This window comes from Microbacterium sp. NPDC079176 (genome assembly GCF_040686675.1).
Taxonomy (GTDB): Bacteria; Actinomycetota; Actinomycetes; order Actinomycetales; family Microbacteriaceae; genus Microbacterium.
Genome location: NZ_JBFBLM010000002.1, coordinates 430,184 through 456,315, shown reverse-complemented (window position 1 = coordinate 456,315; position 26,132 = coordinate 430,184). Strand labels below are relative to the sequence as shown.

Sequence of the window (26,132 nt, the reverse complement as noted above, 5' to 3'; positions counted from 1 at the left end):
TCGAACGGTCGGTGACCGTCATCCGCCGTCACGCGGTGGCGACGCCGGTCAGCGGCGTTCGTGCAGCGGCAGATCGACCGTCCCGCTCGTGCCCGCATCCCGAGCGACGGGGATCCGAGTCCCGAGCACCTGCGACACGACGTCCTGCGCGATCTTCGATGCGGTGAGACCGGCGTCGGCGAGGATCTGGTCCCTCGACGCGTGATCGATGAACTCGTCAGGAAGCCCCAGCTCGTCGACGGCGGTGTCGATGCCCGCCTCGCGAAGCACCTGCCGGACACGCGTGCCGATGCCGCCGACGCGGATGCCGTCTTCGATGGTGATGACCAGACGATGACGCGCTGCCATGCTCACGATCGACGGCTGCACCGGGATGGCCCAGCGCGGATCGATCACCGTGGCGCCGATGCCCTGAGCGCGCAGACGCTCTGCGACGTCCATCGCGAGCGCGGCGAACGGGCCGATGCCGATGAGCAGGACATCCTCGGATTCGCCGCGGGCGAGCACATCGACGCCGTCGTGCAGCCGCTCGATGGCCGGAAGATCCGCCGCGACGTCGCCCTTCGGGAAGCGGATGACGGTCGGCGCATCGTCGACGAGCACCGCCTCATCGAGGGCCTCCTGCAACCGGGCTCCGTCACGCGGCGCGGCGATGCGGATGTGCGGGACGATCTGCAGCATCGCGAGATCCCACATGCCGTGGTGGCTGGGACCGTCCGGGCCGGTGACGCCGGCGCGGTCGAGCACGAAGGTCACGCCCGCCCGATGCAGAGCGACGTCCATGAGCACCTGGTCGAAGGCGCGCCCCATGAAGGTGGCGTAGACCGCGACGACGGGGTGCAGACCTCCGAAGGCGAGACCTGCGGCCGACGCGACGGCGTGCTGCTCGGCGATGCCCACGTCGTACACGCGATCGGGGAAGCGCTCGGCGAACGGCGCGAGACCGGTCGGTCGCAGCATCGCTGCGGTCATCGCGATGACGTCGCTTCGACGCTCTCCGATCGCGACGAGCGACTCGGAGAACACGTCGGACCAGCCCGTTCCGCTGGAAGAGAGGGTCTCGCCGGTCGCGGGGTCGATGCGTCCGACCGCATGGAACTGGTCGGCCTCATCGTCGCGAGCAGGCTGGTAGCCGCGGCCCTTCTCGGTGATGGTGTGCACGATCACCGGCGCACCGTACGATTTGGCCAGCTCGAGCGTCTCGAGCAGGGCGGGGAGATCGTGCCCGTCGACCGGGCCGAGGTACTTGATGTCGAGGTTCGAGTACAGCGCCTCGTTGTTCGTGAACCGCGAGAGGAAGCCGTGGGTGCCGCCGCGCACCCCGCGGAACACCGCGCGGCCGACCGGACCGAACGCACGGAAGAGTCGGTCCGACTTGTGGTGCAGCTCCTTGTACGCAGCCGCGGTGCGCACCCGATTGAGGAACCGGGACATGCCGCCGATGGTCGGCGCATAGGAACGACCGTTGTCATTCACGACGATCACGAGGTTGCGATCGTTGTCGTCGGAGATGTTGTTGAGCGCCTCCCACGTCATGCCGCCCGTGAGTGCTCCGTCGCCGACGACGGCGACGACGTGACGGTCAGCCCGCCCCGTGGCGGTCAGCGCGCGCGACACACCGTCGGCCCAGCTGAGCGAGCTCGACGCGTGCGAGGACTCGACCACGTCGTGAGGGCTCTCGCCGCGCTGGGGATACCCGGCGAGTCCACCGCGCACTCGAAGAGACGAGAAGTCCTGGCGACCGGTGAGGAGCTTGTGCACGTAGGACTGGTGCCCCGTGTCGAAGATGAAGGGGTCGTCGGGCGACGAGAAGACGCGGTGCAGAGCGATCGTGAGCTCGACGACACCGAGGTTGGGGCCGAGATGCCCGCCGGTGCGCGACACGTTCTCGACGAGGAACTCGCGGATCTCACCGGCGAGTTCGATCAGCTGATCCTCTGACAGGGAGTCGAGGTCACGGGGTCCTGAGATGCTCGGAAGAATGGGCATCTGCACCTCCTCTTAGGCACCGTTCGCGGCGCCGATTCCGGTACGGACGCCTGCTCGATCCTACCCCGGGCACCCGGGAAAGCTCGGAGAGCGACTCCCCCTTGACACCGCCCCCGGCACGCGGAAAGGGCCCGGTTCCGAAGAACCGAGCCCTTTCCGATCGTGCGATCAGACCAGCGAACGCAGCACGTACTGCAGGATGCCGCCGTTGCGGTAGTAATCCGCCTCACCGGGGGTGTCGATGCGGACGACCGCGTCGAACTCGACGACCTGCTTGCCCTCGGGCGAGTTCTCGCTCGGCGTGGCCGTGACGCGAACCGTCTTCGGGGTCACGCCGTTGTTGAGCTCCTCGAGACCGGAGATCGAGACGATCTCGGTGCCGTCGAGACCCAGGGACTCCCAGCTCTCACCGGCCGGGAACTGCAGCGGGACGACGCCCATTCCGATCAGGTTCGAGCGGTGGATGCGCTCGAAGCTCTCGGTGATGACCGCCTTGACGCCGAGGAGGCTCGTGCCCTTCGCCGCCCAGTCGCGCGACGATCCCGAACCGTACTCCTTGCCACCGAAGATGACGAGGGGCGTGCCCTGCTCCTGGTAGTTCATGCTCGCGTCGTAGATGTACGACTGCGGTCCACCGGGCTGGGTGAAGTCGCGGGTGTAGCCGCCCTCGACGACCTGGCCGTCGTTGACAGCCGAGACCATCAGGTTCTTCAGGCGGATGTTCGCGAACGTGCCGCGGATCATGACCTCGTGGTTGCCGCGACGCGATCCGAAGGAGTTGAAGTCCTTGCGGTCGACCCCGTGCTCCATGAGGTACTGCGCCGCGGGGGTGCCGGGCTTGATGTTGCCGGCGGGCGAGATGTGGTCGGTCGTGACCGAGTCGCCCAGAGTCGCCATGACGCGGGCGCCCTCGATGTCGCGCACCGGGGTGAGCTCCATCGTCATGCCGTCGAAGTACGGAGCCTTGCGCACGTACGTCGAGTTCTCGTCCCACTGGAAGATGTCGTCGTCCGGGGTGGGCAGGCTGCGCCAGCGCTCGTCACCGTCGAAGACGGTCGCGTACTGCTTGATGAACTGCTCACGCGAGATCGAGGAATCGACGATCTCCTGCACCTCGTCGGGCGTCGGCCAGATGTCCTTGAGGAACACGTCGTTGCCGTCGGATCCCTTGCCGAGCGCATCGTTCTCGAAGTCGAAGTGCATCGACCCCGCGAGGGCGTAGGCGATGACGAGCGGCGGGCTCGCGAGGTAGTTCATCTTCACGTCGGGGCTGATGCGGCCCTCGAAGTTGCGGTTGCCCGAGAGCACGGCGGTCACGGCGAGGTCGTGATCGTTGATGGCCGCGGAGACCTCTTCGATCAGCGGACCCGAGTTTCCGATGCAGATGGTGCAGCCGTAGCCGACGGTGTAGAAGCCGAGGCCCTCGAGGTCCTTGTCGAGTCCGGACTTCTCGTAGTAGTCGGTGACGACCTTCGAGCCGGGGCCGAGGGTGGTCTTGACCCAGGGCTTCTGCTTCAGGCCCTTCTCGAGCGCCTTGCGGGCGACGAGACCTGCGGCGATCATCACCGAGGGGTTCGAGGTGTTGGTGCACGAGGTGATCGCCGCGAGGGTCACTGCACCGTTGTCGAGGATGTACTTCTCCCCCGACGGAGTGGTGACCGGCACGGGCTTCGACGCGTTCGCCGGTGCGCCGCTGTTGATGTGCACGGGCCGGGTGGTGCGCGGCTCCTCTTCACCGGGCGCGTTGCCCGGGTCGGAGGCGGGGAACGAGTGCTTCGACTCGAGGTCGACGACGTCGTCCGAGGTCGACGGTGCGGCGTAGGCCAGGATGTCCTGCTCGAACTGCGACTTCGCCTCGGAGAGGAGGATGCGGTCCTGCGGGCGCTTCGGGCCGGCGATCGACGGCACCACAGTGCCGAGGTCGAGCTCGAGGTACTCGCTGAAGACGGGCTCCTGCGATGCGTCGTGCCAGAGCTTCTGGGTCTTCGCGTACGCCTCGACCAGCGCGACGGCCTCGTCGCTGCGGCCGGTCAGACGCAGGTAGTCGAGGGTCACGTCGTCGATCGGGAAGATCGCCGCCGTCGAACCGAACTCGGGCGACATGTTGCCGATCGTCGCGCGGTTGGCCAGCGGCACGGATGCCACGCCCTCACCGTAGAACTCGACGAACTTGCCGACGACTCCGTGCTTGCGCAGCAGGTCGGTGATCGTCAGCACGACGTCCGTGGCCGTGACGCCGGCCGGGATCTCGCCGGAGAGCTTGAAGCCGACGACGCGCGGGATGAGCATCGACACGGGCTGGCCGAGCATCGCGGCCTCGGCCTCGATGCCGCCGACGCCCCACCCGAGCACACCCAGGCCGTTGACCATCGTGGTGTGCGAGTCGGTGCCGACGCAGGTGTCGGGGTAGGCGCGCAGCACTCCGTCGACGTCACGGTCGTAGATGACCTTGGCCAGGTGCTCGATGTTCACCTGGTGCACGATGCCGGTTCCGGGGGGAACGACCTTGAAGTCGCTGAATGCCGTCTGGCCCCAGCGAAGGAACTGGTACCGCTCGCCGTTGCGCTCGTACTCGATCTCGACGTTGCGCTCGAGGGCGTTCTCGGAACCGAAGAGGTCGGCGATCACCGAGTGGTCGATGACCATCTCGGCGGGCGAGAGCGGGTTGATCTTGTTCGCGTCGCCGCCCAGCGCCGTGACGGCCTCGCGCATGGTGGCGAGGTCGACGATGCAGGGAACACCGGTGAAGTCCTGCATGACTACACGGGCCGGCGTGAACTGGATCTCGGTGCTCGGCTCAGCCGCGGCATCCCACGAACCCAGTGCTTCGATCTGCGCCTTGGTCACATTCGCGCCGTCCTCGGTGCGAAGCAGGTTCTCGAGGAGGACCTTCAGACTGAAAGGGAGCTTGTCGAAACCGGGCACCGTGTCGATGCGGAAGATCTCGTAGTCGGTGCTGCCGACCGTCAGGGTGCTCTTGGCACCGAAGCTGTTCACCGTGGACACGAATCCGTCTCCTTCTATTCGGATGGGAGCGACAGGCGCCTCCATCTTGCTCGCCAGCGAGCCCCTGCGGCTAGCAAGGCAGACCTAACCAGTCTGCTCCGCTCAGCCCTCAGGCGAAAGCCTGCAATTTATCTTGATGTCAAGATAAATCTATCACGGCTGAGCGGCCTTGTCGGCATCGGCGCCGCGCGGATACAGCGCGCGCACGACGAGCCAGGTGACGGCGATCAGCGGCGCGAACAGCGGCAGGCCCATGATCAGCTTCAGCGTGCCGAGCGCGGTGACGTCTCCGGCGAGGTACAGCGGCAACTGCACTGCGAGACGTGCGAAGAACAGAGCGGCCCAGGCCACGCCGAGCCACAGGAAGGCACGACGCTTGCGACGGTCGCGCCGCCATGCGGTGCCCTCCCCCATCAGAAAACCGACCGCGAGACCGATCAGCGACCAGCCGATCAGCGCCGACACCAGCATGCCGGTGCCATAGAGGGCGTTGGTGATGAGACCGGGGACGAAGTTGTCTTCGCCGCGGCCCGTCCACAGCGCGAGCGCAGCCGCGGCTGCGGCGGCCACGAGACCGCCGATGGCCGCAGACGGGGGTGACTTCTGGATCAGCCGCACGACGGTGAACACCGCGGCGAGCCCGACCGACACGCCCAGAGGAACGATCAGCGGCTCGGGGCGGATGGTGAAGAGGATGACGAACGCGAGGCTCGGAAGGACGGACTCGAGGATGCCGCGCCATCCGCCGATCGCGGACCACACCACACGGTGCGTCGCGCCGCTCTCGTTCGGGTCGAGACCCGCTCGGCGAGCGGCGCCGCCGAGAGCCGCGCCGACGATGTCCGACGCGCTCTGCTCGCGCTCGGGCTCCGGGGCCGGGGTGGTCACGCGGAGCCGGGAGTCGCGGGCATCTTCAGCGGGATCAGGTCGCGCGGCGGCATCGGAGCGCCACCGCGCACGACGACGATCGACCGGAAGAGATCCTCGACCTTGGCGGCCGCTTCGAGATCGGATGCCGCGGCTCCGCCGATGACCCCACGAAGGAACCAGCGGGGCCCGTCGATGCCGATGAAGCGCGCGAGGCGCAGCTCGGATCCCTCGTTGGCCGCCGCGGGAACCTCGGCGAGGAGCTCCTTGCCGAGGGGACCGTCGCGCTCCTCGACCCGGCCGCCCTGGGTGCGCACCTGATCACGCAGCTGCACCCGGGTCTCGTCCCAGAGACCGCCCGAGCGCGGTGCCGCGAAAGGCTGCACCTGCAGGGACGAATCGGCGTAGTCGAGCCCGACGGCCACGATGCGCTTGGACTGCTCTTCGACCTCGAGCCGAAGGTTGAGGCCCTCGCGCGGAAGGATCTTGATGCCGCCGAGATCGATGTAGGGCCGGACGGGGTTCGCCTCGGAGTCGTCGAACGGGCCCTGTGTCGCCCGGTCGTCCGGTGCGGACTTCGAAGGAGTCGCGTTGTTGTCAGTCATTGGTCTGTCCTGCCGAAGGGGAATGGGATCCTGCCTGGTAGCCCGTCGAGCCGAAGCCACCCTCGCCGCGGACGCTCTCTGGCAGCTCCTCGACCGGGATGAACACGGCTCGGGTCACGGGCATCACGATCAGTTGCGCGATGCGATCGCCGACGGCGACATCGTACGCGCTGTGGATGTCGGTGTTGATCAGGCTCACCTTGATCTCACCGCGATAGCCGGCATCCACCGTGCCGGGCGAGTTGACGATCGAGATCCCGTGCTTGGCCGCGAGTCCGCTGCGCGGCACCACGAAGGCGGCGTATCCCTCGGGCAGGGCGATGCGCACTCCGGTGGCCACGAGCGCCCGCTCGCCGGGTGCCAGGTGGACGGCCTCGGCGGCGACGAGATCGGCGCCCGCATCACCGGGGTGGGCGTAGCCGGGCACCACAGAGGCGATAATGGGGACATCAACGGAATCAGTCACCCCACGAGGCTAATGCAGAACATCGCTCCTGACGCGCGGATCCACTACCGCGAGAGACTGTCCCCCAGCCTGTGGCTGCTGGTGACGGTCGCTCTGGCGGGCCCCATGGTGGCGCTCATCTTCGTGCCCGTCGGCTCGACCATCGCCCTGGTCGTCGGCGCAGCGGTCTCGGCTCTCCTCGTGATCGCCTTCCTCGCACTCGCCCCGCCCGTCTCGGTCGACGGCGATGTGCTGCGGGCCGGTCGAGCGCACATCGACGTCCGACACCTCGGCATACCACGGGCGCTGAACGGCGAAGAGGCGCGCCAGGCTCGAGGACCGGGGCTTCCGGCGCGAGGCTGGCATCTGATCCGGGGCGGGGTCGACGGCATCGTCGTCGTTCCGAACATCGACCCCGACGATCCCGTCGACACCTGGACCATCTCGTCGCGCACGCCCGATCGGCTGGCCGCCGCGATCGTCGCCGCCCAGCGCTGACCACGCCGCCCGCCTGAGCACGCTGCGGGATCGATCACGCCGCTCAAGGCCGGAAAGACGACGCGCCCCTGACCAAGCGGTCGGGGGCGCGTGAGATCTCGCTCTATGGTGCGCTCAGGCGGCGCACTCCTTGCAGATGGGGCCGGATGCGCCCTCGTGGTCGAGCTGAGAACGGTGCTTCACGAGGAAGCAGTTCATGCAGGTGAACTCGTCCTGCTGCGCGGGCAGCACGACGACATCGAGCTCGAGGTCGGAGAGATCCGCTCCCGGGAGGTCGAAGCTGGACGGGTTGTCCGCGTCTTCGTCTCCCGATGAGCCGGAGAGCTTGTCCGGCACACGCTCCTTGAGGGCTTCGATCGACTCGGAGTCGTCTTCACTCTTGCGGGGAGCGTCGTAGTCGGTTGCCATGTGGTAAATCTCCACTTTCATGCGAGTGGGTGGTGCGCCGTCGGGGTAATCGGCGGCCATAGTTTGCATGACCGCGGAGGAATAAGCAAATGCCCGCGGCTGCGACAGACCAAACTCACGGCACGCCCAGACTATTCCCGGTTCTGAGCGGCCCCGCGTGACACCATGAACGCACACCCATCAGAGGGGCATTCGCATGGAAAACGTCACCATCGTCGGCACAGAAGCAGGACTGCTCGTACTCGCGACCGAGTCGGGCGAGCGGTTCGCGCTGCCCATCGACGACGTCCTGCACCGAGAGATTCGTCGGGCGACGCGACAGAGCGAGCCGGCTGCTCAGCGTCTCGCGGCGAGCCCGCGCGACATCCAGGCTCAGATCCGCGCCGGTCTCACGGCGCCCGAGGTCGCGGCCCTCCTCGGCATCGGCGTCGACGACGTCATCCGCTTCGAAGGACCCGTTCTCGCCGAGCGCGAGCACGTCATCGGCCAGGCGCTCGCCGTACCCGTCCTGATCGGCAGCGATGTCGAGCCCGACGCTCAGCCGACTTTCGGCACCGCGATCCGAGCCAAGCTGTCAGAGGTCGAGGCCTCTGCCGAGCGCTGGGCGAGCTGGAAGGACGAGAGCGGCTGGATCATCAAGCTCGAGTTCACCGCCAACGAGGTCGAGCACGACGCTCGCTGGAGCTTCGACCCCCGCCGCAGCGCCCTCGCACCGCTCAACGCCGATGCGACCCAGCTGTCTCGCCAGGGCTCGCTGCCGGACGGACTCATCCCGCGACTGCGCGCCGTCGAGGCCGAACGGCAGGCATCGCCCTACAAGGACGACAGCCGTTTCGACTCCGGCGCATTCGGACCACGTCTGCTCCCGGCGCCCGAAGCCGAGGTCGACGACAGCATCGCCCCAGAGCGCTCGATGGCAGCGGCGCAGGACGCCGCGATCAAGCGCGCGCCGGAGTCCGCGACGACGAGCCCCGAGACCGCCGACCTGCTCGAGGCGTTGCGACGCCGGCGGGGTCAGCGCGAGACCGCACCGATCCTCGACGAGCCGGACGACGAGAACACGGACCAGAGTCCGATCGCGCTGTTCGACGCCTTCGAGAGCGTTCCTGCGGAAAGTGACGAGCCGGAGCCCGCACCGGAGCCCGCGAACGAGGGCAACGGTCGCCGTCGACGCCGCAACGCGATGCCGTCGTGGGACGAGATCGTCTTCGGGGCCCGCACCGACGAGTAGACCGACACGTGGCACGAGTGCGAGAACTCAGCGCGCGAAGGCTCCGAACCTGAGCAGCGGAACCTGACGCTCTTCCGGAGTCAGCCCCCCGTGCTGCCCGATCATTCCACGGCCGCGCTGGTCTGCAGCCGTGCCGTCGTAGACGGCACCGTTGCCCCGGGCCACGACGAGGACATCGCCGATCCGCGATGAGGCCGCCTCGGTCACCTCCGGGCCGAACAACCCCGCCGCGATCACCTGATCCCTGGTTCCGACATCAGCGACGCCGTCGAGGTCACGAACCCACCGCTCGGCGACCGCAGATGCGTCGGCATCCGGTTCGACATAGACGTGCAGCATCCGCGGTTCCCCACCGAGATGGCGAACTCCCTCGAGGTGCTCTGCCTCGAGAACGATCTGCCGGTGCGCCGGCACGTCGAGCATGCCGTGGTCCGACGTCACGAGCACACCGACACCCGGCGGCACACGTCGTGAGAGCGCGGCGTCGATCTCCTCGAGCGCGGCGATCCAGTGCACGGAGTCGAGGCCGTATCTGTGCCCCGCCTTATCGGCCTCGGGCAGGTAGCAGTAGACGAGCGAGCCCGGGTGGCGCTCCGCGAGGTCGTATGCGGCCTCCACTCGCTCGGCGGGTGTCTGGGCGGCGACGAAGTCGGCACCGCGCAGCGTCGCACGGGTGAACCCGCTCCCCGCGTACGCCGCGACGCCGACGGCGAAGGTCGGACGACCCTCTGACCTGGCGCGCTCGAAGACCGTCGGAGCCGCCTGCCACGTCGCCGGATCGAGACCATCCGACTCCCAGCCCGTGAGCTGGTTGACCAGCACGTCCCTGTCGGGATCGAGGACCCGGTAGCCGACCAGTCCATGCTGGCCGGGCCATGTACCCGTGAGGATGCTGGTGAGAGCCGCCGCGGTGGTCGACGGGAAGACCGAATGGGCGACATCCTTCTTCGCCATGCCGGCGGTGAGCGCTCTGGCGTGGCCGGCATGGGCGCGCAGACTGATGGCGCCGAGGCCGTCGATGAGCACGAGGACGACGGACTCAGCCCGCGGCAGGGTCGCGGACTCACCGCGCAGAGCGGCGAACACGTCGTCCGCCACCCCGACGACGCTCCGGGCTGCCGGCGACTCGGACGGTAGAATGAGGGACATCCGAGCCAGTCTGACACAGGCTCCCGTACGCCCTCAGCCTCGCACCATTCAGGATGCCCATGCCGAAGACCCCGCCTGCCGAGCTCGCCCCTGAGCGTATCCAGGACATCGATCTCGAGACAGAGATGCAGGGTTCCTTCCTCGAGTACGCCTACTCGGTGATCTACTCGCGGGCTCTGCCCGACGCTCGCGACGGCCTGAAGCCCGTGCAGCGACGCATCCTGTATCAGATGGCCGAGATGGGCCTCCGTCCCGACCGCGGTCACGTCAAGAGCGCCCGCGTCGTGGGCGAGGTCATGGGAAAGCTGCACCCGCACGGCGACTCGGCGATCTACGACGCCCTCGTGCGCCTCGCCCAGGAGTGGGCGCTGCGCGTGCCGCTGGTCGACGGACACGGCAACTTCGGCTCGCTCGACGACGGTCCCGCGGCTGCGCGCTACACCGAGGCGCGTCTCGCCTCCCCCGCGATGGCGCTCACCGAGAACCTCGACGAGGACGTCGTCGATTTCATCCCGAACTACGACGGCCAGTTCCAGCAGCCGTCCGTGCTGCCCGCAGCTTTCCCGAACCTGCTCGTCAACGGAGCGAGCGGTATCGCCGTCGGCATGGCGACCAACATGGCACCGCACAACCTGATCGAGGTCGTCGCCGCCGCCACCCACCTGCTCGAGAATCCCGACGCGACGACCGAAGAGCTCATGGAGTTCGTCCCCGGACCGGACTTCCCCTCGGGCGGCATCCTGATGGGTCTCGACGGAGTCAAGGATGCATACGCGACCGGACGCGGCGCATTGAAGGTGCGCGGCAAGGTGTCGGTCGAGCCACTCGGCCCGCGGCGCACCGGCATCGTCGTATCCGAGCTGCCGTACATGGTCGGGCCGGAGCGACTGATCGAGAAGATCCGTGATGCCGTCCAGTCGAAGAAGCTGCAGGGCATCAGCGACGTGACCGACCTCACCGACCGCAACCACGGCCTGCGCGTCGCGATCGGCATCAAGACCGGGTTCGACCCCAACGCCGTCCTCGAGCAGCTCTACCGGCTCACGCCTCTCGAGGATTCCTTCAGCATCAACAATGTGGCTCTGGTCGACGGCCAGCCGCGCACCCTCGGGCTCAAGGAGATGCTGCGCGTCTATGTCGCGCACCGGCTCGAGGTCATCACGCGCCGCAGCCGCTATCGCCTCGCTCGCCGCGAAGAGCGTCTGCATCTCGTCGAGGGGCTCCTCATCGCGATCCTCGACATCGACGAGGTCATCCAGGTCATCCGCTCCTCCGACGACTCCGAGCAGGCGCGCGCACGACTGCGGTCCGTCTTCGACCTCAGCGAACTGCAGGCGGAGTACATCCTCGAGCTGCGCCTGCGGCGTCTGACGAAGTTCTCGCGCATCGAGCTCGAGACCGAGCGCGACGCGCTGCTCGCCGAGATCGCCAGACTCCGCGATCTCCTGTCGAGTGAGGCCCTGCTGCGCGCAGTGGTCGCACAGGAGTTGGATGCCGCAGCCGAGGCCTACGGCACTCCTCGCCGTACGCTCCTGATGAACGCCGCGCCCCCGAAGCCGCGCGCGACGAAGGGGGCCGTCGACCTGCAGATCGCCGATGCTCCCACCGTGCTCGTGCTGTCGACGACCGGACGCGCCGTGCGCGTGGACCTCGCCGAGGGGCAGGAGCTCACGCTGCCGGCCCGACGGAGCAAGCACGACGCGATCCTGACCACCGTCGACACGACGGTGCGCGCGGAGATCGGTGCACTGACGACGGAAGGGCGCGTGCTGCGCTTCTCCCCCGTCGATCTGCCGTCGGTACCGTCGTCTTCCGTGCAGCTCGCAGCAGGCGCGCCGCTGCGCGACTACCTCGGGATCACCACCCGCGGAGAGCGGATCCTCGCGTTCGTGCGCTTCGACAGCGACGTCCCGATCGCCCTGGGCACGGCCCAGGGCACAGTCAAGCGGATCGTTCCCTCCACGCTCCCCGTGCGTCCCGACCTCGAGGTCATCGGCATGAAGCCCGGCGACACGGTCGTGGGTGCTGTCGAGGCTCAGGATGACGCAGACCTCGTGTTCGTGACCACGGATGCCCAGCTGCTGCGCTTCTCGGCCTCAGCGGTGCGCCCGCAGGGAGCACCGGCCGGCGGCATGGCGGGCATGAAGCTGGGGGCCGGCGCGTCCGTGCTGTTCTTCGGCGCTGTCACTCCGGATGCCGATGCCGTCGTCGCCACGGTCTCCGGTTCCGACAGCAGCCTGCCCGGTACCGAACCGGGACGTGCCAAGGTGACCTCGTTCGCGGAGTATCCCTCGAAGGGCCGAGCGACCGGCGGAGTCCGTGCCCACGCCTTCCTGAAGGGCGAGGACCGCCTCATGGTCGCCTGGGTCGGGCCGAGCCCGGCGCAGGCCGTCGATCCGACGGGTGCGGTGCGCAAGCTCCCCGAACCCGGCGCACGACGCGACGCATCGGGTCAGCCGGTGGACGGCGTGATCGGGAGCATCGGCCGCACTCTGGTCTGAGCGCTGTTCCACGCCGCTTGCCGAACGCCCACCGCGACGCGCTGCTCGACGTCTACCGCGCGGCTCTGGCGCTGAGGCGCTGACCGATCAGGCGTCGATCGATTCCCGGGAGAGGCGATCGGACGAATCGATGATGAACTCACGTCGAGGCGCGACCTCGTTGCCCATCAGCAGCTCGAACACGCGACCCGCCGCCTCGGCATCCTCCATGCGCACCCGGCGCAGCAGGCGGCCGCCGCGTTCCATGGTGGTCGTGGCGAGCTGCTCCGCGTCCATCTCGCCGAGTCCCTTGTAACGCTGAATCGGCTCGTGCCACCGCTTGCCCGACTTCCGGAGCTTGGCGAGAAGGGCGTGCATCTCCTGCTCGCTGTAGGTGTAGATGGTCTCGTTGGGCTTGGAGCCCGGATTCATCACGATCACGCGGTGCAGCGGCGGCACCGCGGCGAACACGCGGCCATGCTCGATGAGCGGCCGCATGTAGCGATAGAACAGCGTGAGCAGGAGGGTGCGGATGTGCGCGCCGTCGACATCGGCGTCGCTCATCAGGATGACCTTGCCGTACCGCGCGGCGTCGATGTCGAAGCTGCGGCCGGAGCCCGCACCGATCACCTGGATGATCGATGCGCACTCGGCGTTCGACAGCATGTCGCCGACCGACGCCTTCTGGACGTTGAGGATCTTTCCGCGAATGGGCAGCAGCGCCTGGAACTCGCTGTTCCGCGCGTTCTTCGCTGTGCCGAGCGCGGAGTCTCCCTCGACGATGAACAGCTCGCTGCGCTCCACCTCGTTCGTGCGGCAGTCGACCAGCTTGGTCGGAAGGGTCGAGGACTCGAGCGCGTTCTTTCGGCGCTGGGTCTCCTTGTGGGCACGGGCGGAGACTCGTGCCTTCATCTCCGCGACCACCTTGTCGAGCAGCTGCGTCGACTGGCTCTTGTCGTCGCGCTTCGTCGAGCTGAATCGGGCGCCGAGATCCTTCCGGAGCACCTGGGCCACGATCTGACGTACGGCCGGGGTGCCGAGGATCTCCTTCGTCTGGCCCTCGAACTGCGGCTCGGGGACGTTCACCGTGAGCACCGCGGTGAGCCCGGCGAGGACGTCGTCCTTCTCGAGCTTGTCGTTGCTGCCGACCTTCAATCGACGTGCGTTCTGCTCGACCTGCGAGCGCAGCACCTTGAGCAGCTCCTGCTCGAAGCCCTGCTGGTGGGTGCCGCCCTTGGGGGTCGCGATGATGTTGACGAACGACCGCGTGGTCGTGTCGTAGCCGGTGCCCCACCGCATCGCGATGTCGACGGCGCAGACGCGCTCCACCTCTGTGGCGATCATGTGGCCGTCGGCCTGCAGCACCGGCACTGTCTCTTTGAACGTGCCTTCGCCCTGGATGCGCCAGGTGTCGGTGACGGGAGCGTCGTTCGCGAGGTACTCGACGAACTCCGAGATGCCGCCGTCGTACCGGTAGGACGTCTCGATCGGCTGGCCCTCGACCTCGGCGCCGTTGGCCGCGCGCTCGTCGCGGATCACGAGTTCCAGCCCTGGGACGAGGAACGCCGTCTGACGTGCGCGGGTCACCAGGTCGTTGAGCTGGAACGCGGCATCCTTCGTGAAGATCTGGTGATCCGCCCAATAGCGGATACGTGTTCCGCTCGTGCCGCGCGGCGCCTTGCCGACGACCCGCAGCTCGCTCTTGTCCTGGAACGGGGTGAACGGAGCGTCCGGCCGCTTCTCACCCTTGTCGGCGAAGAGTCCGGGCTCGCCGCGATGGAACGACATGGCATAGGTCTTGCCACCTCGGTCTACCTCGACGTCGAGCCGCTCCGAGAGGGCGTTCACCACAGAGGCGCCCACACCGTGCAGACCACCGGATGCCGCGTACGAGCCTCCACCGAACTTGCCGCCGGCATGCAGCTTCGTGAAGACGACCTCGACGCCGGTGAGACCGGTGCGCGGTTCGACGTCGACGGGGATGCCGCGACCGCGGTCGTGGACCTCGACACTGCCGTCCTCATGCAGGATGATGTCGATCTTCGAGCCGTTGCCCGCGACGGCCTCGTCGACGGCGTTGTCGATGATCTCCCAGAGGCAGTGCATCAGGCCCGGGGATCCGTTCGAGCCGATGTACATACCCGGGCGCTTGCGGACGGCCTCGAGCCCTTCGAGCACCTGGAGATGATGGGCGGAATACTCGGCGGTCACAATCTCCGAGTCTATTCGCGATGCCTCTCCACCAGCCGCAGACACTCCCCGGGAGCCCTCAGTACGGCACCCGCGCGTACGCGCTGAGCGAAACACGCCGCAAACCGGGCATGCACACAGCCCCAGCGTGGTTGTATTGAACACGCCCAGCCAGCGAACCCGACACTCAAGGAGGCCCCGAGATGAACGCAACGACCGAACGTGAGACCTCCGCCGTCGAGTTCCGCCTGACCGCCATGGATCGCTGTGATTCATGTGGCGCTCAGGCCTACATCGCCGCCGAGGTCAACGGATCCGAGCTCCTGTTCTGCGCCCACCACGGTCGCAAGTACGAAGAGAAGCTCCGCAGCATCGCAACGAGCTGGCACGACGAGACCGCACGACTGATCGACTGATCGGTCGCGGTTCGATCCGCCTCGGAGCCCGTCATCAGACGGGCTCCGCCTTCGTTAAGGGGTGGTGACCCGGCGCACGCGGCTCGTGAGCCGGGTGAGTATCTCCTCGCCGACGGTGTCGACGCGCTCGGCGAGGGTCGTCGCACTCGCTTCTCCGTGCTCGCCCGCGCCGAACAGCCAGACCGAGTCGCCGATCTGCATCCCCGGCCACCCCTGGACCAGCGACGTCGTCTCGTCGATCCGCAGCAGCTCGCGAGATCCGCCCGGGGTGCCCACGTCTGCTCCTGCGAGAGTGGACGGGATGCCGTCGAACGACCCGACGCCGACCTGAGCGTTCCCGTCCACGATCTTCCGGACCGTCGCCGTGAGCTCGGCCACCGGCGTGACACCCGGCAGGTCGGGTCCCTCCGCCGAGCGGACGCCGTAGCAGAACGCCCCGATCCGAGACAGCGAGCCGCGGAGCTCCGGCCGCCACCAGGACGCAGCGGATGCCGTCAGGTGCAGCGCCTCGGGCGTCGGTCCGGACTGCTCCACGACACGGACGGCATCGAGGAACAGGGCCTGAGCATCGTCGTCCTCGTCGTCGCTCGCCTCGGCGAGGTGGCTCCAGATCCCGGCGAGCTCGAGGTGTCCCGCCGCTTCACCCGCGCGCACATCGGCGACGGTGCGCTCCCACTCGGCCGGGAGCAGACCGTTGCGATGCAGCCCCGTGTCGATCTTGAGGTGGATACGTGCCCGCGCGCCGGCATGCGCAGCCCTGGCGGTGATGCGCGCCAGGTACTCCGCCGATCCGACGCCGAGGTCGATGTCGGCGCGCAGCGCGTCGTCGATCTCCTCGTCCGTCGAGGTGACCCACGCGAAGATCCGACCGGTGTCGCCGAGCACGCGTCGTGCTTCGACCCCGCTTCGGACGTCGTATGACCCGTACCACTCGACGCCCGTGTCCTTCGCCGCCTCGACGGCCCACCGGAGTCCGTGACCGTACGCGTCGTCCTTGAGGACGACCATGAGCTCCGACGGGGCGATGCGATCGCGGACCGCGCGGATGTTCGCTCGGAACAGGTCGGTGTCGATCCGCAGCTCCGGCCGACTCATGCCTCCCACCCCCGCTCCGCGTGTGCACCCGCGACGGTGACGAGCTCGGCGATCGTGAGTCCGGTGACGGCGCTCCATCGGGCGAGCCCGGGAGCGGCCGGCCCGCGACCTCCGAAGTAGGTGGCCTCGGCGCCCACGGTGACGGCGGCGGATCCCTGCAGATCTATCACGCACACATCCATCGCGACACGCCCGATGATCGGGCGCTGCACACCGTCGATCTCCACGTGGGCGGCATTGCCCAGCGCGCGCACGATCCCCTGGGCGTAGCCGCCGGTGATGAGTGCGGCCGTCGTGTCATGGGCCACTCGATGGGTGTAGCCGTAGGAGACCGCGTCTCCGGCCCTGAGCGGCTTCGTGGAGAGCACTCTGCCGACGAGCCGCATGACCGGCCTCGCGCTCAGTGCTCCCTCCGCATCGGGGAGCCCGTAGAGCAGGAAGGGGTCGATATCCGGTGCGCCGGTCGTCACGGCGTCGATGCCTTCGAGAGCCAGGGCCTCGACCTCCTCGGCATGGTCGACCAGCACGGCCTCCGCACCGGCGGCGACCACCGCGTGTGCGACGGAGAGCACCCCATGCCCCCAGGCATCGCGGCGGAGGTCGGCGACGCGTCCCCCTGCATCGACGGCGGCAGCGGATGCGACCGCGAGCGCCGACCGCGAGATCATCGCGCGCGGGCGGGAGCTGGATGTCTTCTCACACACGTTTCCAGCCTAGCTCCGCCTTCTCAGGATGCTCCACGCACCCACCGTAGACTGGAGGGGACCCCGAACTTGGAGATCCATGTCACGCTTTTCCCTCGCGCCCCGCGTCCGCTATCTGCTGGCGCGTGCTCGCCGCATCGACGTCGCCTCGGTCATCGAGAGGGCCAAAGAGGCGTCTTCTCAGCACGGCAAGGCCGTTCCCCTCGTGGTCGTCGACATGCTGTGGTCAGCGGGCCGCCACAACGTCGGATTCCAGGACTACATCGACTACGACTTCGCGATCCTCACCAAGGCGGAGCGCGACACGTTCATGACCCACCCCGTGTCGAACGAGATCTCGCAGAAGTACGACCACCCCGACTATCGGCACCTGTTCCATGACAAGGCAGAGTTCAACGCCGTCTTCGATGCCTTCCTCAAGAGGGAGTGGATGCTCATCACGCAGGGCAACGCGGACGAGCTGCGTTCATTCACCGAGCGCCAGGGCACGATCGTCGTGAAGGAGACGCACGGCCAGGCGGGCACGGGTGTCCACCGCTACCACGCCGCCGACGTGACCGACTGGGATGCATTCCACGCCGAGCTGCTCTCGAAGAAGCAGGTCCTCGTCGAAGAGGTCATCCGCCAGCACGCCGACCTCGCGGCCGTGTGCCCCGGCACCGTGAACACCACCCGCATCACCGCATTCTTCGATGGCGAGAAGACGCACATCCTCGCGATGGCCCAGAAGTTCGGACGCGGAGCGGTGAGCGACCAGATGAGCTTCGGCGGCTTCTACACGATGCTCGACGAGAACGGTCACTCTGTGGGATCCGGATACGACTCTCACGGCCACGTGCACGTCACGCACCCGGACTCCGGCTTCCCGATCGCCGACTTCCAGCTGCCGATGATGGACGAGGTCCGCGAGTTCGTCGACCAGGTCGCGCGCGTCGTACCGCAGATCCAGTACGTCGGCTGGGATGTCGTGGTCACGCCTGACGGTCCGGTGCTCGTCGAGGGCAACTGGGGCGCCGGCGTGTACGAGAACAAGCCGAGCGTCACCGGGATCCGCACAGGGCACAAGCCGCGCTACCAGGCCGCGATCGGGTTCTGACCGCGGCAGGCATGAAGAAGGGCCCAGATGCTGAGCATCCGGGCCCTTCTTGCTGAGGCGTCGCTCACGCGGAGGTCAGACCTCGCGGACGATCCCCATCGGGGTCGACTGCGTCGCCTGGCCGAGAGGATTGTCGCCCAGGATCTGGACGAGCCGACGCTCCCCCGTCTTGTCGAGCGTCGAGCCGAGGATGTTGCCGCCGATGTCGTTGATGTCGACGACGGCGACCTCGAGGTCGCCGCCGAGCATCTTCTTCAGACGGAGGGCCACCTCACGCGGGTTCTTCGGTCCGAGGACGACCGCCTGGTTGTACGGCGGGATCGTGTTCTTCGTCGGGCCGTCGATGGCGCGTGCCTTGTCACCTGCGATGCGGTAGAAGTCACCGCGACGCCCGAAGGCCTTGGTGATCACCGAGACGCCGGCTGCGAAGAGGATCCGCAGGGTGCCGCATTCGCGCAGGGCCATCTCCATCGTCTCGGGCATGCCGAGACCGATGCCGTAGGAGGTGCGGACGACGTATCGCGACAGGAAGCGCGCAAGCGGACGGGGCGTGATCTCGTCGAGCCGGTACGACCGGCCCTGCGTGATCGCCACGATCTTCTCGGTCACGAACAGCAGGTCACCGGGCTGAACAGCTTCCTTCGCGTACTCCAGGACGACGGAGTCGAGGTCGTCGTTCGGCATGACGACGCGCGTCCGCAGCGGGATGCGCGCGTAGTTCTTGCCGTCGACGCTCGCCTCGAGCGCCTTGCCTTCGTTCGCCTGCATCACTCGAGGTAGTCCCGCAGCGACTGCGAGCGGCTCGGGTGGCGGAGCTTCGCCATCGTCTTCGACTCGATCTGACGGATGCGCTCACGCGTCACGCCGAACGTGTCACCGATCTGGTCGAGGGTCTTGGGCTGTCCGTCGCCGAGTCCGAAGCGCATCCGGATGACACCGGCCTCACGCTCGGAGAGCGAGTCGAGCAGCTGCTCCAGCTGACGCTGCAGCATCGTGAAGCCCACGGCATCCGCGGGGACCACTGCCTCGGTGTCCTCGATGAGGTCACCGAACTCGCTGTCGCCGTCCTCACCGAGAGGCGTGTGCAGGGAGATCGGCTCGCGGCCGTACTTCTGCACCTCGACGACCTTCTCGGGCGTCATGTCCAGCTCGCGGCTGAGCTCTTCGGGCGTGGGCTCACGGCCCAGGTCCTGCAGCATCTGGCGCTGCACTCGGGCGAGCTTGTTGATGACCTCGACCATGTGCACGGGGATGCGGATGGTGCGGGCCTGGTCTGCCATCGCGCGGGTGATCGCCTGACGGATCCACCAGGTGGCGTACGTCGAGAACTTGAAGCCCTTGGTGTAGTCGAATTTCTCGACGGCGCGGATCAGACCGAGGTTGCCCTCCTGGATCAGGTCCAGGAACTGCATGCCGCGGCCGGTGTAGCGCTTGGCGAGCGAGACGACGAGACGGAGGTTCGCGCCGAGCAGGTGGCTCTTCGCGCGCTGACCGTCGCGGGCGACCCACTGCAGGTCGAGCCCGAGCTGGCTGGCCTTCTCGGCGGCTGTCATCGTGGAGAGCTTCTCCTCGGCGAACAGGCCGGCCTCGATGCGCATCGCGAGCTCGACCTCTTCGGCCGCGTTCAGCAGGGCGACCTTTCCGATCTGCTTCAGGTAGTCCTTGACAGGGTCGGCGGTCGCACCGGTGATCTGGGTGGAGTAGACGGGCACGTCTTCGTCGTCGTTCGACGAGATGACGATCGCTCCCGTGGGCAGAGGCTCGGTGAACTTCGGCTTGGAGTCCTCATCGTCCTCATCGGGCTCTGCGGCGGGAGGAGTCTCGTCGTCTTCGACGATGTCATCGGCCTTCTTCTTCTTCGCGGGCGCGCGCTTGGCAGCGGCACGCTGCGCGGCGGTCTTGGGCGCCGGCTTCTCAGCGGCCTCCTCGACCGGAGCATCGACCTCGGGAGCGTCGGCGGTCTTCTTCGTCCGGGTCTTCTTCGTCGTGGCAGGAGTCACGTTTCGCCTTTCACGGGGCCGCTCGCAGGCCCCGGAGCATTTCGGACACTAGTAAGACCCTTGTCAAGTCCAATCTCCGGAAAGATCGATTGACAACGGGTCAGAGTCCTAGTATCGCACACGTGTGGGCATGCAGGTGCAATCCGCCCAAGTTCGCTCGCTCGATGTCAGCCGCGACCCGGCTTGTCCTCGTCGCCGCTGGGGCGCGAGGCGAGGTAGCGCTCGAGTTCTGCGGCGAGCTCGTCCGCGCTCGGCAGGTCGCGCTCGTTGAATCCGCCCTCGTCGTACGACCCGTCCTCAGGATCACGACCGGCCATATACGCGTCGTAGCGGCGCTCGAGCCCCTGCACCATCTGCTGCAGCTCATCGTTGCCCAGCACCTGGTCGTCGACGCGCGTGAGGTAGTCCTGGCGGCGCTCCTGCACCTCGTCGAGCAGGATGACCAGGCCCGTGGCGGCCATCAGCTTCTCGGCTGCCGCGATCACGGCGTCGGGGTTCTCGGTCTCGGCGAGGTAGTGCGGCACGAGCAGCACGAACCCGACGACGCGCTCGCCGTGCTCCGCGAAGCGGAATTCGAGGAGATGCCCCGCAGTGGCCGGCACCTGGGTGCGCGGGCGCCATACCGAGTGAGCCACGGTGAGCTCACGGCGGTTGCCGCTCACCGTCGTGCCGATGGGGCGGGTGTGCGGGACCGGCATCGCGATCGAGTGCACCCAGTTGAGTCCGGAGACCTCGAATTCGTCGGCGAGCTCGAGCACGGTGCGCGCGAACTCGTTCCAGGCGAAGTCCGGCTCGTAACCGGCGAGGAGGAGGAACTTCTGGCCGAGGGCGTCGGTCGCGAGCGAGAGCTCCAGCCGGGCAGGACGGAACTCGGTCAGGTGATCCTGGTCGAAGGAGATCACCGGGCGGCGGGCGCGGTAGTCCAGCAGCACGTCGTTGTCGAAGACGGCGATCGGTTCGGGCGACGTCGTCTCGCGAAGGTGCTCGATGAGCCCGGAGACGGCGCTGCCTGCGTCGGTGAAACCCGTCAGGAGCAGGACAAGGGGCAGTCCGCGCGGCACGACCGGTGCGTTCGCTACACGTTCATGGATCTCTCCGGAGAAGGGCATGAGTCAATGCTACGAGCAGCTTCGGACGGCCGGGCGGTGACCTTCAAGCTGAGAGCGAACACCCGCTCGGCGCCCGGGCGCGCGACCCTCCTAGGATGGAGGTATGACGCTTCCCGCGCTCTCGCGCACCACAGATCAGTTCCCAGGAAGCGCTGCAGACGCCGCAGTGCTCGTCATCCCCGAGATCTCGGACTCCGCAGAGTCGCTGACCGGCTACCCCGGACTCGCCGACTCCCTGCAGGCCGTCGGCCACACCGGCTCGGCCTCGTCGTTCACGCGGGCCTACGCCCCCGAGGTCACGACCCTGCCGTTCGCCGTCGTCGGCGTAGGCCGTGAGCCCGATGCCTCCGCCGTGCGCAACGCCGTAGGCACAGCCCTCCGGTCTCTGACCGGCTTCGAGACGGTCTCGGTGGCCCTGGCTCCCGGTCTCGAGCAGTTCGCGGCCGCCGCCGCAGAGGGCGCCGTGCTCGGCGGCTACCGGTTCGACGGCTACCGCAAGGAGTCGGGCAAGACCCGCGCGTCTTCCGTCCTGCTGCATGCCGACCTCGACGAGTCCGCACTCTCCAGGTCCATCGCCGTCGGCGAGGCGATGGCCCTCATTAAGGATCTCGTGTTCGTCCCGGCCGAGTGGCAGAGCCCGGCCCAGCTCGCACAGAGCGCAGCCGACAGCGTCGACGGGCTGGCGGATGTCTCGGTGGAGATCCTCGACGAGAAGTCGCTCGCCGAACAGGGCTTCGGCGGTATCCTCGGCGTCGCGCAGGGCTCCGACAGGCCGCCGCGCCTCGTCCGTCTCGACTACGCACCCGCGAACGCCACACGTCACATCGCACTCGTCGGCAAGGGGATCACGTTCGACACCGGCGGGCTGTCGCTCAAGCCGGCGGCCTCGATGGTCGGCATGAAGTTCGACATGGCCGGTGCCGCGACGAGCGTCGCAGCACTGCGGGCGATCGCCGCTCTCGCCCTGCCCGTGCACGTCACCGCTTGGCTCTGCATCACCGACAACATGCCGTCAGGTCGTGCATTGCGTCCGGGAGACGTCATCCGCATCCTCGACGGCACGACCGTCGAGGTTCCGAACACGGATGCAGAGGGGCGCCTGGTCATGGCCGACGGCCTCGTCGCGGCCAGCCGCGAGAACCCCGACGTCATCATCGACGTCGCGACTCTCACCGGAGCGATCGTGATGGCTCTCGGGCACCGCCACACCGGCGTATTCGGTGACGACGACTCCGTCGCGGAGTTCCTCGCCGCCGCCGACGCCGCCGATGAGCTCGCGTGGCACATGCCGCTCCCGGCCTACATGGAGGACTCGCTGGACTCCCCCATCGCCGACATGCAGAACGCCAACATGAGCGATCGGATGGGTGGGGCGTCGTACGCCGGCCTCTTCCTGCGCCGCTTCGTCGGCCGGGTCTCCGACGAGAAGGACGCCCCGCGCATCCCGTGGGTGCACCTCGACATCGCCGGCTCCGGCGAGCACAACGGCGCACCGTACGGCTTCACCGACAAGGGCCCCACCGGAGCGATGGTCCGGTCGATCATCGCGTTCGCCGAAGCATCCCACAAGGAGGCATGACCATGACCACGCACACCTTCGACATCGTCGTCCTGGGCGGAGGCAGCGGCGGGTACGCCGCCGCTCTGCGTGCGAGCGAGCTCGGCAAGTCCGTCGCGCTCATCGAGAAGGACAAGGTCGGCGGCACCTGCCTGCACCGCGGCTGCATCCCGACGAAGGCGCTGCTGCACGCGGCCGAGGTCGCCGAGCATGTGCGAGACGCCGCCCACGTCGGCATCTCCGCGACCCTCGACGGAATCGACCCCGCCGGGGTGCGCGCATACCGCGAGGGGATCGTCGCTAAGAAGTACAAGGGCCTCGAGGGCCTGGTGAAGGCCCGCGGCATCACGACCGTCGCCGGCTTCGGTCGCCTGAACGCCGACCGGTCGGTGAGCGTGGGCGACGACGTCTACGTCGGCGCCGATGTCATCCTCGCCACCGGCTCGTACAGCCGGACCCTCCCGGGACTCGAGATCGGCGGGCGGATCCTCACCAGCGAACAGGCGCTGTCGCTCGACGTGATCCCCGAGCGCGTGCTCGTGCTCGGCGGCGGCGTGATCGGCGTGGAGTTCGCCAGCGTCTGGCGTTCGTTCGGCACCGAGGTCACCATCATCGAAGCGCTGCCGCACCTGGTGCCCAACGAGGACATCGCGATGAGCAAGGGCCTCGAACGGGCGTTCCGCCGCCGCGGCATCCAGTACTCCCTCGGCATCCGCTACCAGAGCGCCACGCAGGACGACACCTCGGTGACCGTCACGCTGGAGGACGGCAAGGAATTCACCGCCGACTACCTTCTCGTGGCGGTCGGACGAGGTCCGGTCACGGCCGACCTCGGCTTCGAAGAAGCAGGCGTGACTCTCGATCGTGGTTTCATCACGGTCGATCAGGACCTGCGCACCGGTGTGCCCGGGCTCTGGGCCGTCGGAGACATCACGCCCGGTCTGCAGCTCGCTCACCGCGGTTTCCAGCAGGGCATCGCCGTCGCGGAACGCATCGCCGGTCTCTCCCCCGCGCACGTCCCCGACATCCAGATCCCGAAGGTCACGTACTCGAGCCCCGAGGTCGCCTCGGTCGGCGTCACGGAGGAGGCTGCCGTCGCCGAGCACGGCGCCGATGCTGTCGTGGCGTACGAGTACAACCTCGCCGGCAACGGCAAGAGCGAGATCATCGGCACAGCCGGCCTCGTGAAGGTGGTCCGACTCAAGGACGGGCCGGTCATCGGTGTCCATCTGCTCGGCGACCGAGTGGGCGAGCTCATCACCGAGGGCCAGCTGGCCGTCGCGTGGGAGGCCCACCCCGAGGACATCGCCCCCCTGATCCATGCGCATCCCACACAGAGCGAGGCGCTCGGTGAAGCCTTCCTCGCCCTCGCCGGAAAGCCGCTGCACGCCCTCTGAACACCAACCGGTGAACAGTTCACTAAGCTAGACACGCGTCATTTAACTTCCTGAAGGAGACTCAGTCATGAGCACATCCGTCGTCCTCCCCCCTCTCGGCGAGAGCGTCACAGAGGGTACCGTCACCCGCTGGCTCAAGCAGGTGGGAGACACCGTTCAGGCGGATGAGGGCCTGCTCGAGATCTCGACCGACAAGGTCGACACCGAGATCCCCTCGCCCGTCACCGGTGTGATCGAGGAGATCCTCGTCGCCGAGGACGAGACCGTCGAGGTCGGCGCGCTCCTCGCGCGTATCGGCGACGGCAGCGCCGCTGCTCCTGCCGCGGATGCTCCTGCAGCCGCAGCGCCCGCCGCGGAGGAGGCGCCTCAGGCTGCAGCACCGCAGGCCGAGGCCCCCTCGGAGCCCGCTCCTGCTGCCGAAGCTGCGCCCGCTGCCCCGGCTGCTCCGGCCGCTGCCCCTGCTGGCGACGCTACGGACATCGTCCTCCCCGAACTCGGCGAGAGTGTGACCGAAGGCACCGTCACCCGCTGGCTCAAGCAGATCGGCGACACCGTCGAGGTCGACGAGGCCCTGCTGGAGATCTCGACCGACAAGGTCGACACCGAGATCCCCTCGCCGGTCGCCGGCGTGCTGCAGGAGATCGTCGCCGCCGAAGACGAGACCGTCGAGGTCGGCGCTGTGCTTGCTCGTGTCGGTTCTGGAGCAGCTCCCGCCGCCGCACCGGCTGCGGAGGCTCCGGCCGCCGAGGCTCCTGCCGCTCCCACCGAGACTCCCGCATCTGCGGCAGAGGCACCTGCTGCTCCCGCGGCAGAGGCCCCCGTGCAGCAGGCTCCGGCAAGCGAGGGTGCGTCCGCACCTGTCGCCCCCGCCCCGGCGGCAGCGCCGTCCGAGCCCGCGCCCGCGGCGGCATCGGCTCCGGCTCCGGCTCCGGCTCCGGCTCCGGCCGAGCAGAAGCTGTCCCTCCCGACCGAGAGCGACAACCTGTACGTGACCCCGCTCGTGCGCCGTCTGGCTTCGCAGCAGGGCGTCGACCTGGCCAGTGTCACCGGTACCGGCGTCGGCGGACGCATCCGTAAGGAAGATGTGCTCAAGGCCGCAGAGAGCGCGTCGGCGGCACCCGCCGCTGCGGCCGCCCCTGCTGCGCCCGCTCCGCTCGAGGTCTCGCCGTTGCGTGGCACCACGCAGCCGATGTCGCGCCTGCGCAAGGTTCTGGCCAAGCGCGCCGTCGAGTCGATGCAGCAGACCGCACAGCTCACGACGGTCGTCGAGGTCGATGTGACCGCTCTGGCGGAGTACCGCGACAGCGTCAAGGCGTCTTTCCTCGAGAAGACGGGCGACAAGCTGTCGTTCCTGCCGTTCTTCGCCCTCGCTGCCGCAGAGGCTCTGCGTGCCTTCCCGATCGTGAACGCCACGGTCGACGGCGAGCAGATCGTCTACCCCGAGTCCGAGAACGTCTCGATCGCCGTGGACACCGAGCGCGGTCTGCTCACGCCGGTGCTGCGCGACGCCGCGTCGAAGAACATCGCCGAGATCGCGCATGAGATCGCCGACCTCGCGGCACGCACGCGCGACAACAAGCTGAAGCCCGACGAGCTCGCCGGCGGCACGTTCACGCTGACCAACACGGGTTCGCGTGGCGCGCTGTTCGACACTCCGGTCGTCTTCCTGCCGCAGTCGGCGATTCTCGGCACCGGAACGGTCGTCAAGCGCCCCGGTCTCGTCAAGGTCGGCGGCGCAGATGCGATCGCCGTCCGCTCGTACGTGTACCTCGCTCTCTCGTACGACCACCGCATCATCGACGGAGCAGACGCCGCACGCTTCCTCGGTGCTGTGAAGGCCCGCCTCGAGTCGGCGCAGTTCGCCGCTCAGCTCGGAGCCTGACCGCCGC

21 protein-coding genes are annotated in these 26,132 nt (G+C 68.0%); 8 read left to right on the top strand and 13 right to left on the bottom strand.

Annotation, left to right across the window (positions count from 1 at the left end; all coding sequences use genetic code 11):
• Positions 1-48: 48 nt before the first annotated feature.
• From dxs to dut, 5 genes are all read right to left on the bottom strand, one after another.
• On the bottom strand, positions 49-1,989 hold the full coding sequence (dxs, locus tag AB0P11_RS06295; protein WP_056278804.1) for a 1-deoxy-D-xylulose-5-phosphate synthase: 1,941 nt from the start codon (positions 1,987-1,989) through the stop codon (positions 49-51).
• A gap of 168 nt (positions 1,990-2,157) precedes the next feature.
• A complete protein-coding gene (locus tag AB0P11_RS06290; protein WP_171821918.1) occupies positions 2,158-5,040 on the bottom strand; it encodes an aconitate hydratase in 2,883 nt (960 codons plus the stop codon).
• Positions 5,041-5,148: 108 nt separating this feature from the next.
• Positions 5,149-5,883, bottom strand: coding sequence for a DUF3159 domain-containing protein (locus tag AB0P11_RS06285; protein WP_056278805.1), 735 nt, complete (start codon positions 5,881-5,883; stop codon positions 5,149-5,151).
• Positions 5,880-6,467, bottom strand: a complete 588-nt coding sequence (locus tag AB0P11_RS06280) for a DUF3710 domain-containing protein (protein WP_056278806.1) — start codon at positions 6,465-6,467, stop codon at positions 5,880-5,882. The genes AB0P11_RS06285 and AB0P11_RS06280 overlap by 4 nt, the downstream gene beginning before the upstream one ends.
• Entirely contained in the window at positions 6,460-6,933 is a 474-nt protein-coding gene (gene dut / locus AB0P11_RS06275; protein ID WP_056278807.1) for a dUTP diphosphatase, read from the bottom strand. The genes AB0P11_RS06280 and dut overlap by 8 nt, the downstream gene beginning before the upstream one ends.
• Before the next feature lie 12 nt (positions 6,934-6,945).
• Between dut and AB0P11_RS06270 the strand changes: the two genes are divergently transcribed.
• Positions 6,946-7,410 (top strand): DUF3093 domain-containing protein, encoded by a 465-nt coding sequence (locus AB0P11_RS06270; RefSeq protein WP_363520599.1) that lies wholly within the window; start codon positions 6,946-6,948, stop codon positions 7,408-7,410.
• Between the two features lie 114 nt (positions 7,411-7,524).
• Here the strand turns inward: AB0P11_RS06270 and AB0P11_RS06265 are convergent, their stop codons facing one another.
• Positions 7,525-7,818 (bottom strand): DUF4193 domain-containing protein, encoded by a 294-nt coding sequence (locus tag AB0P11_RS06265; RefSeq protein WP_042540214.1) that lies wholly within the window; start codon positions 7,816-7,818, stop codon positions 7,525-7,527.
• Positions 7,819-8,014: 196 nt separating this feature from the next.
• Here AB0P11_RS06265 and sepH point away from each other — a divergent pair, with 196 nt between their 5' ends.
• A complete protein-coding gene (sepH, locus tag AB0P11_RS06260) occupies positions 8,015-9,049 on the top strand; it encodes a septation protein SepH (protein WP_053096248.1) in 1,035 nt (344 codons plus the stop codon).
• A gap of 27 nt (positions 9,050-9,076) precedes the next feature.
• Here sepH and AB0P11_RS06255 read toward each other — a convergent pair whose 3' ends face one another.
• Positions 9,077-10,198 carry a nucleotide pyrophosphatase/phosphodiesterase family protein gene (locus AB0P11_RS06255; protein ID WP_363520597.1) on the bottom strand — a complete coding sequence of 374 codons (1,122 nt, stop codon included), beginning with the start codon at positions 10,196-10,198 and terminating at the stop codon, positions 9,077-9,079.
• Between the two features lie 59 nt (positions 10,199-10,257).
• On the opposite strand from AB0P11_RS06255, the gene AB0P11_RS06250 reads away from it, so the two are divergent.
• On the top strand, positions 10,258-12,699 hold the full coding sequence (locus AB0P11_RS06250) for a DNA topoisomerase IV subunit A (RefSeq protein ID WP_082297818.1): 2,442 nt from the start codon (positions 10,258-10,260) through the stop codon (positions 12,697-12,699).
• An 87-nt stretch (positions 12,700-12,786) separates the two neighbouring features.
• On the opposite strand, the gene AB0P11_RS06245 is transcribed toward AB0P11_RS06250, so the two are convergent.
• The gene (locus AB0P11_RS06245) at positions 12,787-14,892 is read right to left on the bottom strand and encodes a DNA topoisomerase IV subunit B (protein ID WP_053099126.1); all 2,106 of its coding nucleotides are present in this window, start codon (positions 14,890-14,892) and stop codon (positions 12,787-12,789) included.
• Positions 14,893-15,071: 179 nt separating this feature from the next.
• On the opposite strand from AB0P11_RS06245, the gene AB0P11_RS06240 reads away from it, so the two are divergent.
• On the top strand, positions 15,072-15,284 hold the full coding sequence (locus AB0P11_RS06240; protein WP_042540282.1) for a hypothetical protein: 213 nt from the start codon (positions 15,072-15,074) through the stop codon (positions 15,282-15,284).
• Positions 15,285-15,338: 54 nt separating this feature from the next.
• Here AB0P11_RS06240 and AB0P11_RS06235 read toward each other — a convergent pair whose 3' ends face one another.
• Together AB0P11_RS06235 and AB0P11_RS06230 are read right to left on the bottom strand one after the other, a co-directional pair.
• Entirely contained in the window at positions 15,339-16,379 is a 1,041-nt protein-coding gene (locus tag AB0P11_RS06235; RefSeq protein ID WP_056279082.1) for an alanine racemase, read from the bottom strand.
• On the bottom strand, positions 16,376-17,083 hold the full coding sequence (locus AB0P11_RS06230) for an alanine racemase C-terminal domain-containing protein (protein ID WP_230101208.1): 708 nt from the start codon (positions 17,081-17,083) through the stop codon (positions 16,376-16,378). The genes AB0P11_RS06235 and AB0P11_RS06230 overlap by 4 nt, the downstream gene beginning before the upstream one ends.
• A 79-nt stretch (positions 17,084-17,162) precedes the next feature.
• On the opposite strand from AB0P11_RS06230, the gene AB0P11_RS06225 reads away from it, so the two are divergent.
• Positions 17,163-18,179: a sugar-transfer associated ATP-grasp domain-containing protein gene (locus tag AB0P11_RS06225; RefSeq protein WP_053096256.1), complete on the top strand. Its 1,017-nt coding sequence runs from the start codon at positions 17,163-17,165 to the stop codon at positions 18,177-18,179.
• A gap of 75 nt (positions 18,180-18,254) precedes the next feature.
• Here the strand turns inward: AB0P11_RS06225 and AB0P11_RS06220 are convergent, their stop codons facing one another.
• The 3 genes from AB0P11_RS06220 to AB0P11_RS06210 all read right to left on the bottom strand — a co-directional run bounded on the left by AB0P11_RS06220 (position 18,255) and on the right by AB0P11_RS06210 (position 21,288).
• Positions 18,255-18,947, bottom strand: coding sequence for a coenzyme F420-0:L-glutamate ligase (locus AB0P11_RS06220; RefSeq protein WP_285365447.1), 693 nt, complete (start codon positions 18,945-18,947; stop codon positions 18,255-18,257).
• Complete coding sequence (locus AB0P11_RS06215) at positions 18,947-20,179, bottom strand: RNA polymerase sigma factor (RefSeq protein ID WP_053096261.1); 1,233 nt, start codon at positions 20,177-20,179, stop codon at positions 18,947-18,949. The genes AB0P11_RS06220 and AB0P11_RS06215 overlap by 1 nt, the downstream gene beginning before the upstream one ends.
• Positions 20,180-20,346: 167 nt before the next feature.
• Positions 20,347-21,288: a PAC2 family protein gene (locus AB0P11_RS06210; protein ID WP_053096264.1), complete on the bottom strand. Its 942-nt coding sequence runs from the start codon at positions 21,286-21,288 to the stop codon at positions 20,347-20,349.
• A gap of 103 nt (positions 21,289-21,391) precedes the next feature.
• Here AB0P11_RS06210 and AB0P11_RS06205 point away from each other — a divergent pair, with 103 nt between their 5' ends.
• The 3 genes from AB0P11_RS06205 (at position 21,392) to sucB (ending at position 26,125) form a co-directional block, all read left to right on the top strand.
• The gene (locus AB0P11_RS06205; RefSeq protein WP_056278813.1) at positions 21,392-22,867 is read left to right on the top strand and encodes a leucyl aminopeptidase; all 1,476 of its coding nucleotides are present in this window, start codon (positions 21,392-21,394) and stop codon (positions 22,865-22,867) included.
• Positions 22,868-22,869: 2 nt separating this feature from the next.
• Entirely contained in the window at positions 22,870-24,243 is a 1,374-nt protein-coding gene (gene lpdA, locus AB0P11_RS06200; RefSeq protein ID WP_363520590.1) for a dihydrolipoyl dehydrogenase, read from the top strand.
• A gap of 67 nt (positions 24,244-24,310) precedes the next feature.
• On the top strand, positions 24,311-26,125 hold the full coding sequence (gene sucB, locus AB0P11_RS06195) for a 2-oxoglutarate dehydrogenase, E2 component, dihydrolipoamide succinyltransferase (protein ID WP_363520587.1): 1,815 nt from the start codon (positions 24,311-24,313) through the stop codon (positions 26,123-26,125).
• The last annotated feature ends 7 nt before the right edge of the window (positions 26,126-26,132 follow it).

Excerpts from the sequence above, each read along its gene's own strand:
- dxs (WP_056278804.1), bottom strand. The coding sequence starts at position 1,989 with ATGCCCATTCTTCCGAGCATCTCAGGACCCCGTGACCTCGACTCCCTG.
- AB0P11_RS06250 (WP_082297818.1), top strand. The coding sequence starts at position 10,258 with ATGCCGAAGACCCCGCCTGCCGAGCTCGCCCCTGAGCGTATCCAGGAC.
- sucB (WP_363520587.1), top strand. The coding sequence starts at position 24,311 with ATGAGCACATCCGTCGTCCTCCCCCCTCTCGGCGAGAGCGTCACAGAG.
- AB0P11_RS06270 (WP_363520599.1), top strand. The coding sequence starts at position 6,946 with ATGCAGAACATCGCTCCTGACGCGCGGATCCACTACCGCGAGAGACTG.
- AB0P11_RS06225 (WP_053096256.1), top strand. The coding sequence starts at position 17,163 with ATGTCACGCTTTTCCCTCGCGCCCCGCGTCCGCTATCTGCTGGCGCGT.
- lpdA (WP_363520590.1), top strand. The coding sequence starts at position 22,870 with ATGACCACGCACACCTTCGACATCGTCGTCCTGGGCGGAGGCAGCGGC.
- AB0P11_RS06265 (WP_042540214.1), bottom strand. The coding sequence starts at position 7,818 with ATGGCAACCGACTACGACGCTCCCCGCAAGAGTGAAGACGACTCCGAG.
- AB0P11_RS06210 (WP_053096264.1), bottom strand. The coding sequence starts at position 21,288 with ATGCCCTTCTCCGGAGAGATCCATGAACGTGTAGCGAACGCACCGGTC.
- AB0P11_RS06220 (WP_285365447.1), bottom strand. The coding sequence starts at position 18,947 with ATGCAGGCGAACGAAGGCAAGGCGCTCGAGGCGAGCGTCGACGGCAAG.
- AB0P11_RS06205 (WP_056278813.1), top strand. The coding sequence starts at position 21,392 with ATGACGCTTCCCGCGCTCTCGCGCACCACAGATCAGTTCCCAGGAAGC.
- AB0P11_RS06290 (WP_171821918.1), bottom strand. The coding sequence starts at position 5,040 with ATGGAGGCGCCTGTCGCTCCCATCCGAATAGAAGGAGACGGATTCGTG.
- AB0P11_RS06240 (WP_042540282.1), top strand. The coding sequence starts at position 15,072 with ATGAACGCAACGACCGAACGTGAGACCTCCGCCGTCGAGTTCCGCCTG.
- AB0P11_RS06280 (WP_056278806.1), bottom strand. The coding sequence starts at position 6,467 with ATGACTGACAACAACGCGACTCCTTCGAAGTCCGCACCGGACGACCGG.
- AB0P11_RS06255 (WP_363520597.1), bottom strand. The coding sequence starts at position 10,198 with ATGTCCCTCATTCTACCGTCCGAGTCGCCGGCAGCCCGGAGCGTCGTC.
- AB0P11_RS06235 (WP_056279082.1), bottom strand. The coding sequence starts at position 16,379 with ATGAGTCGGCCGGAGCTGCGGATCGACACCGACCTGTTCCGAGCGAAC.
- sepH (WP_053096248.1), top strand. The coding sequence starts at position 8,015 with ATGGAAAACGTCACCATCGTCGGCACAGAAGCAGGACTGCTCGTACTC.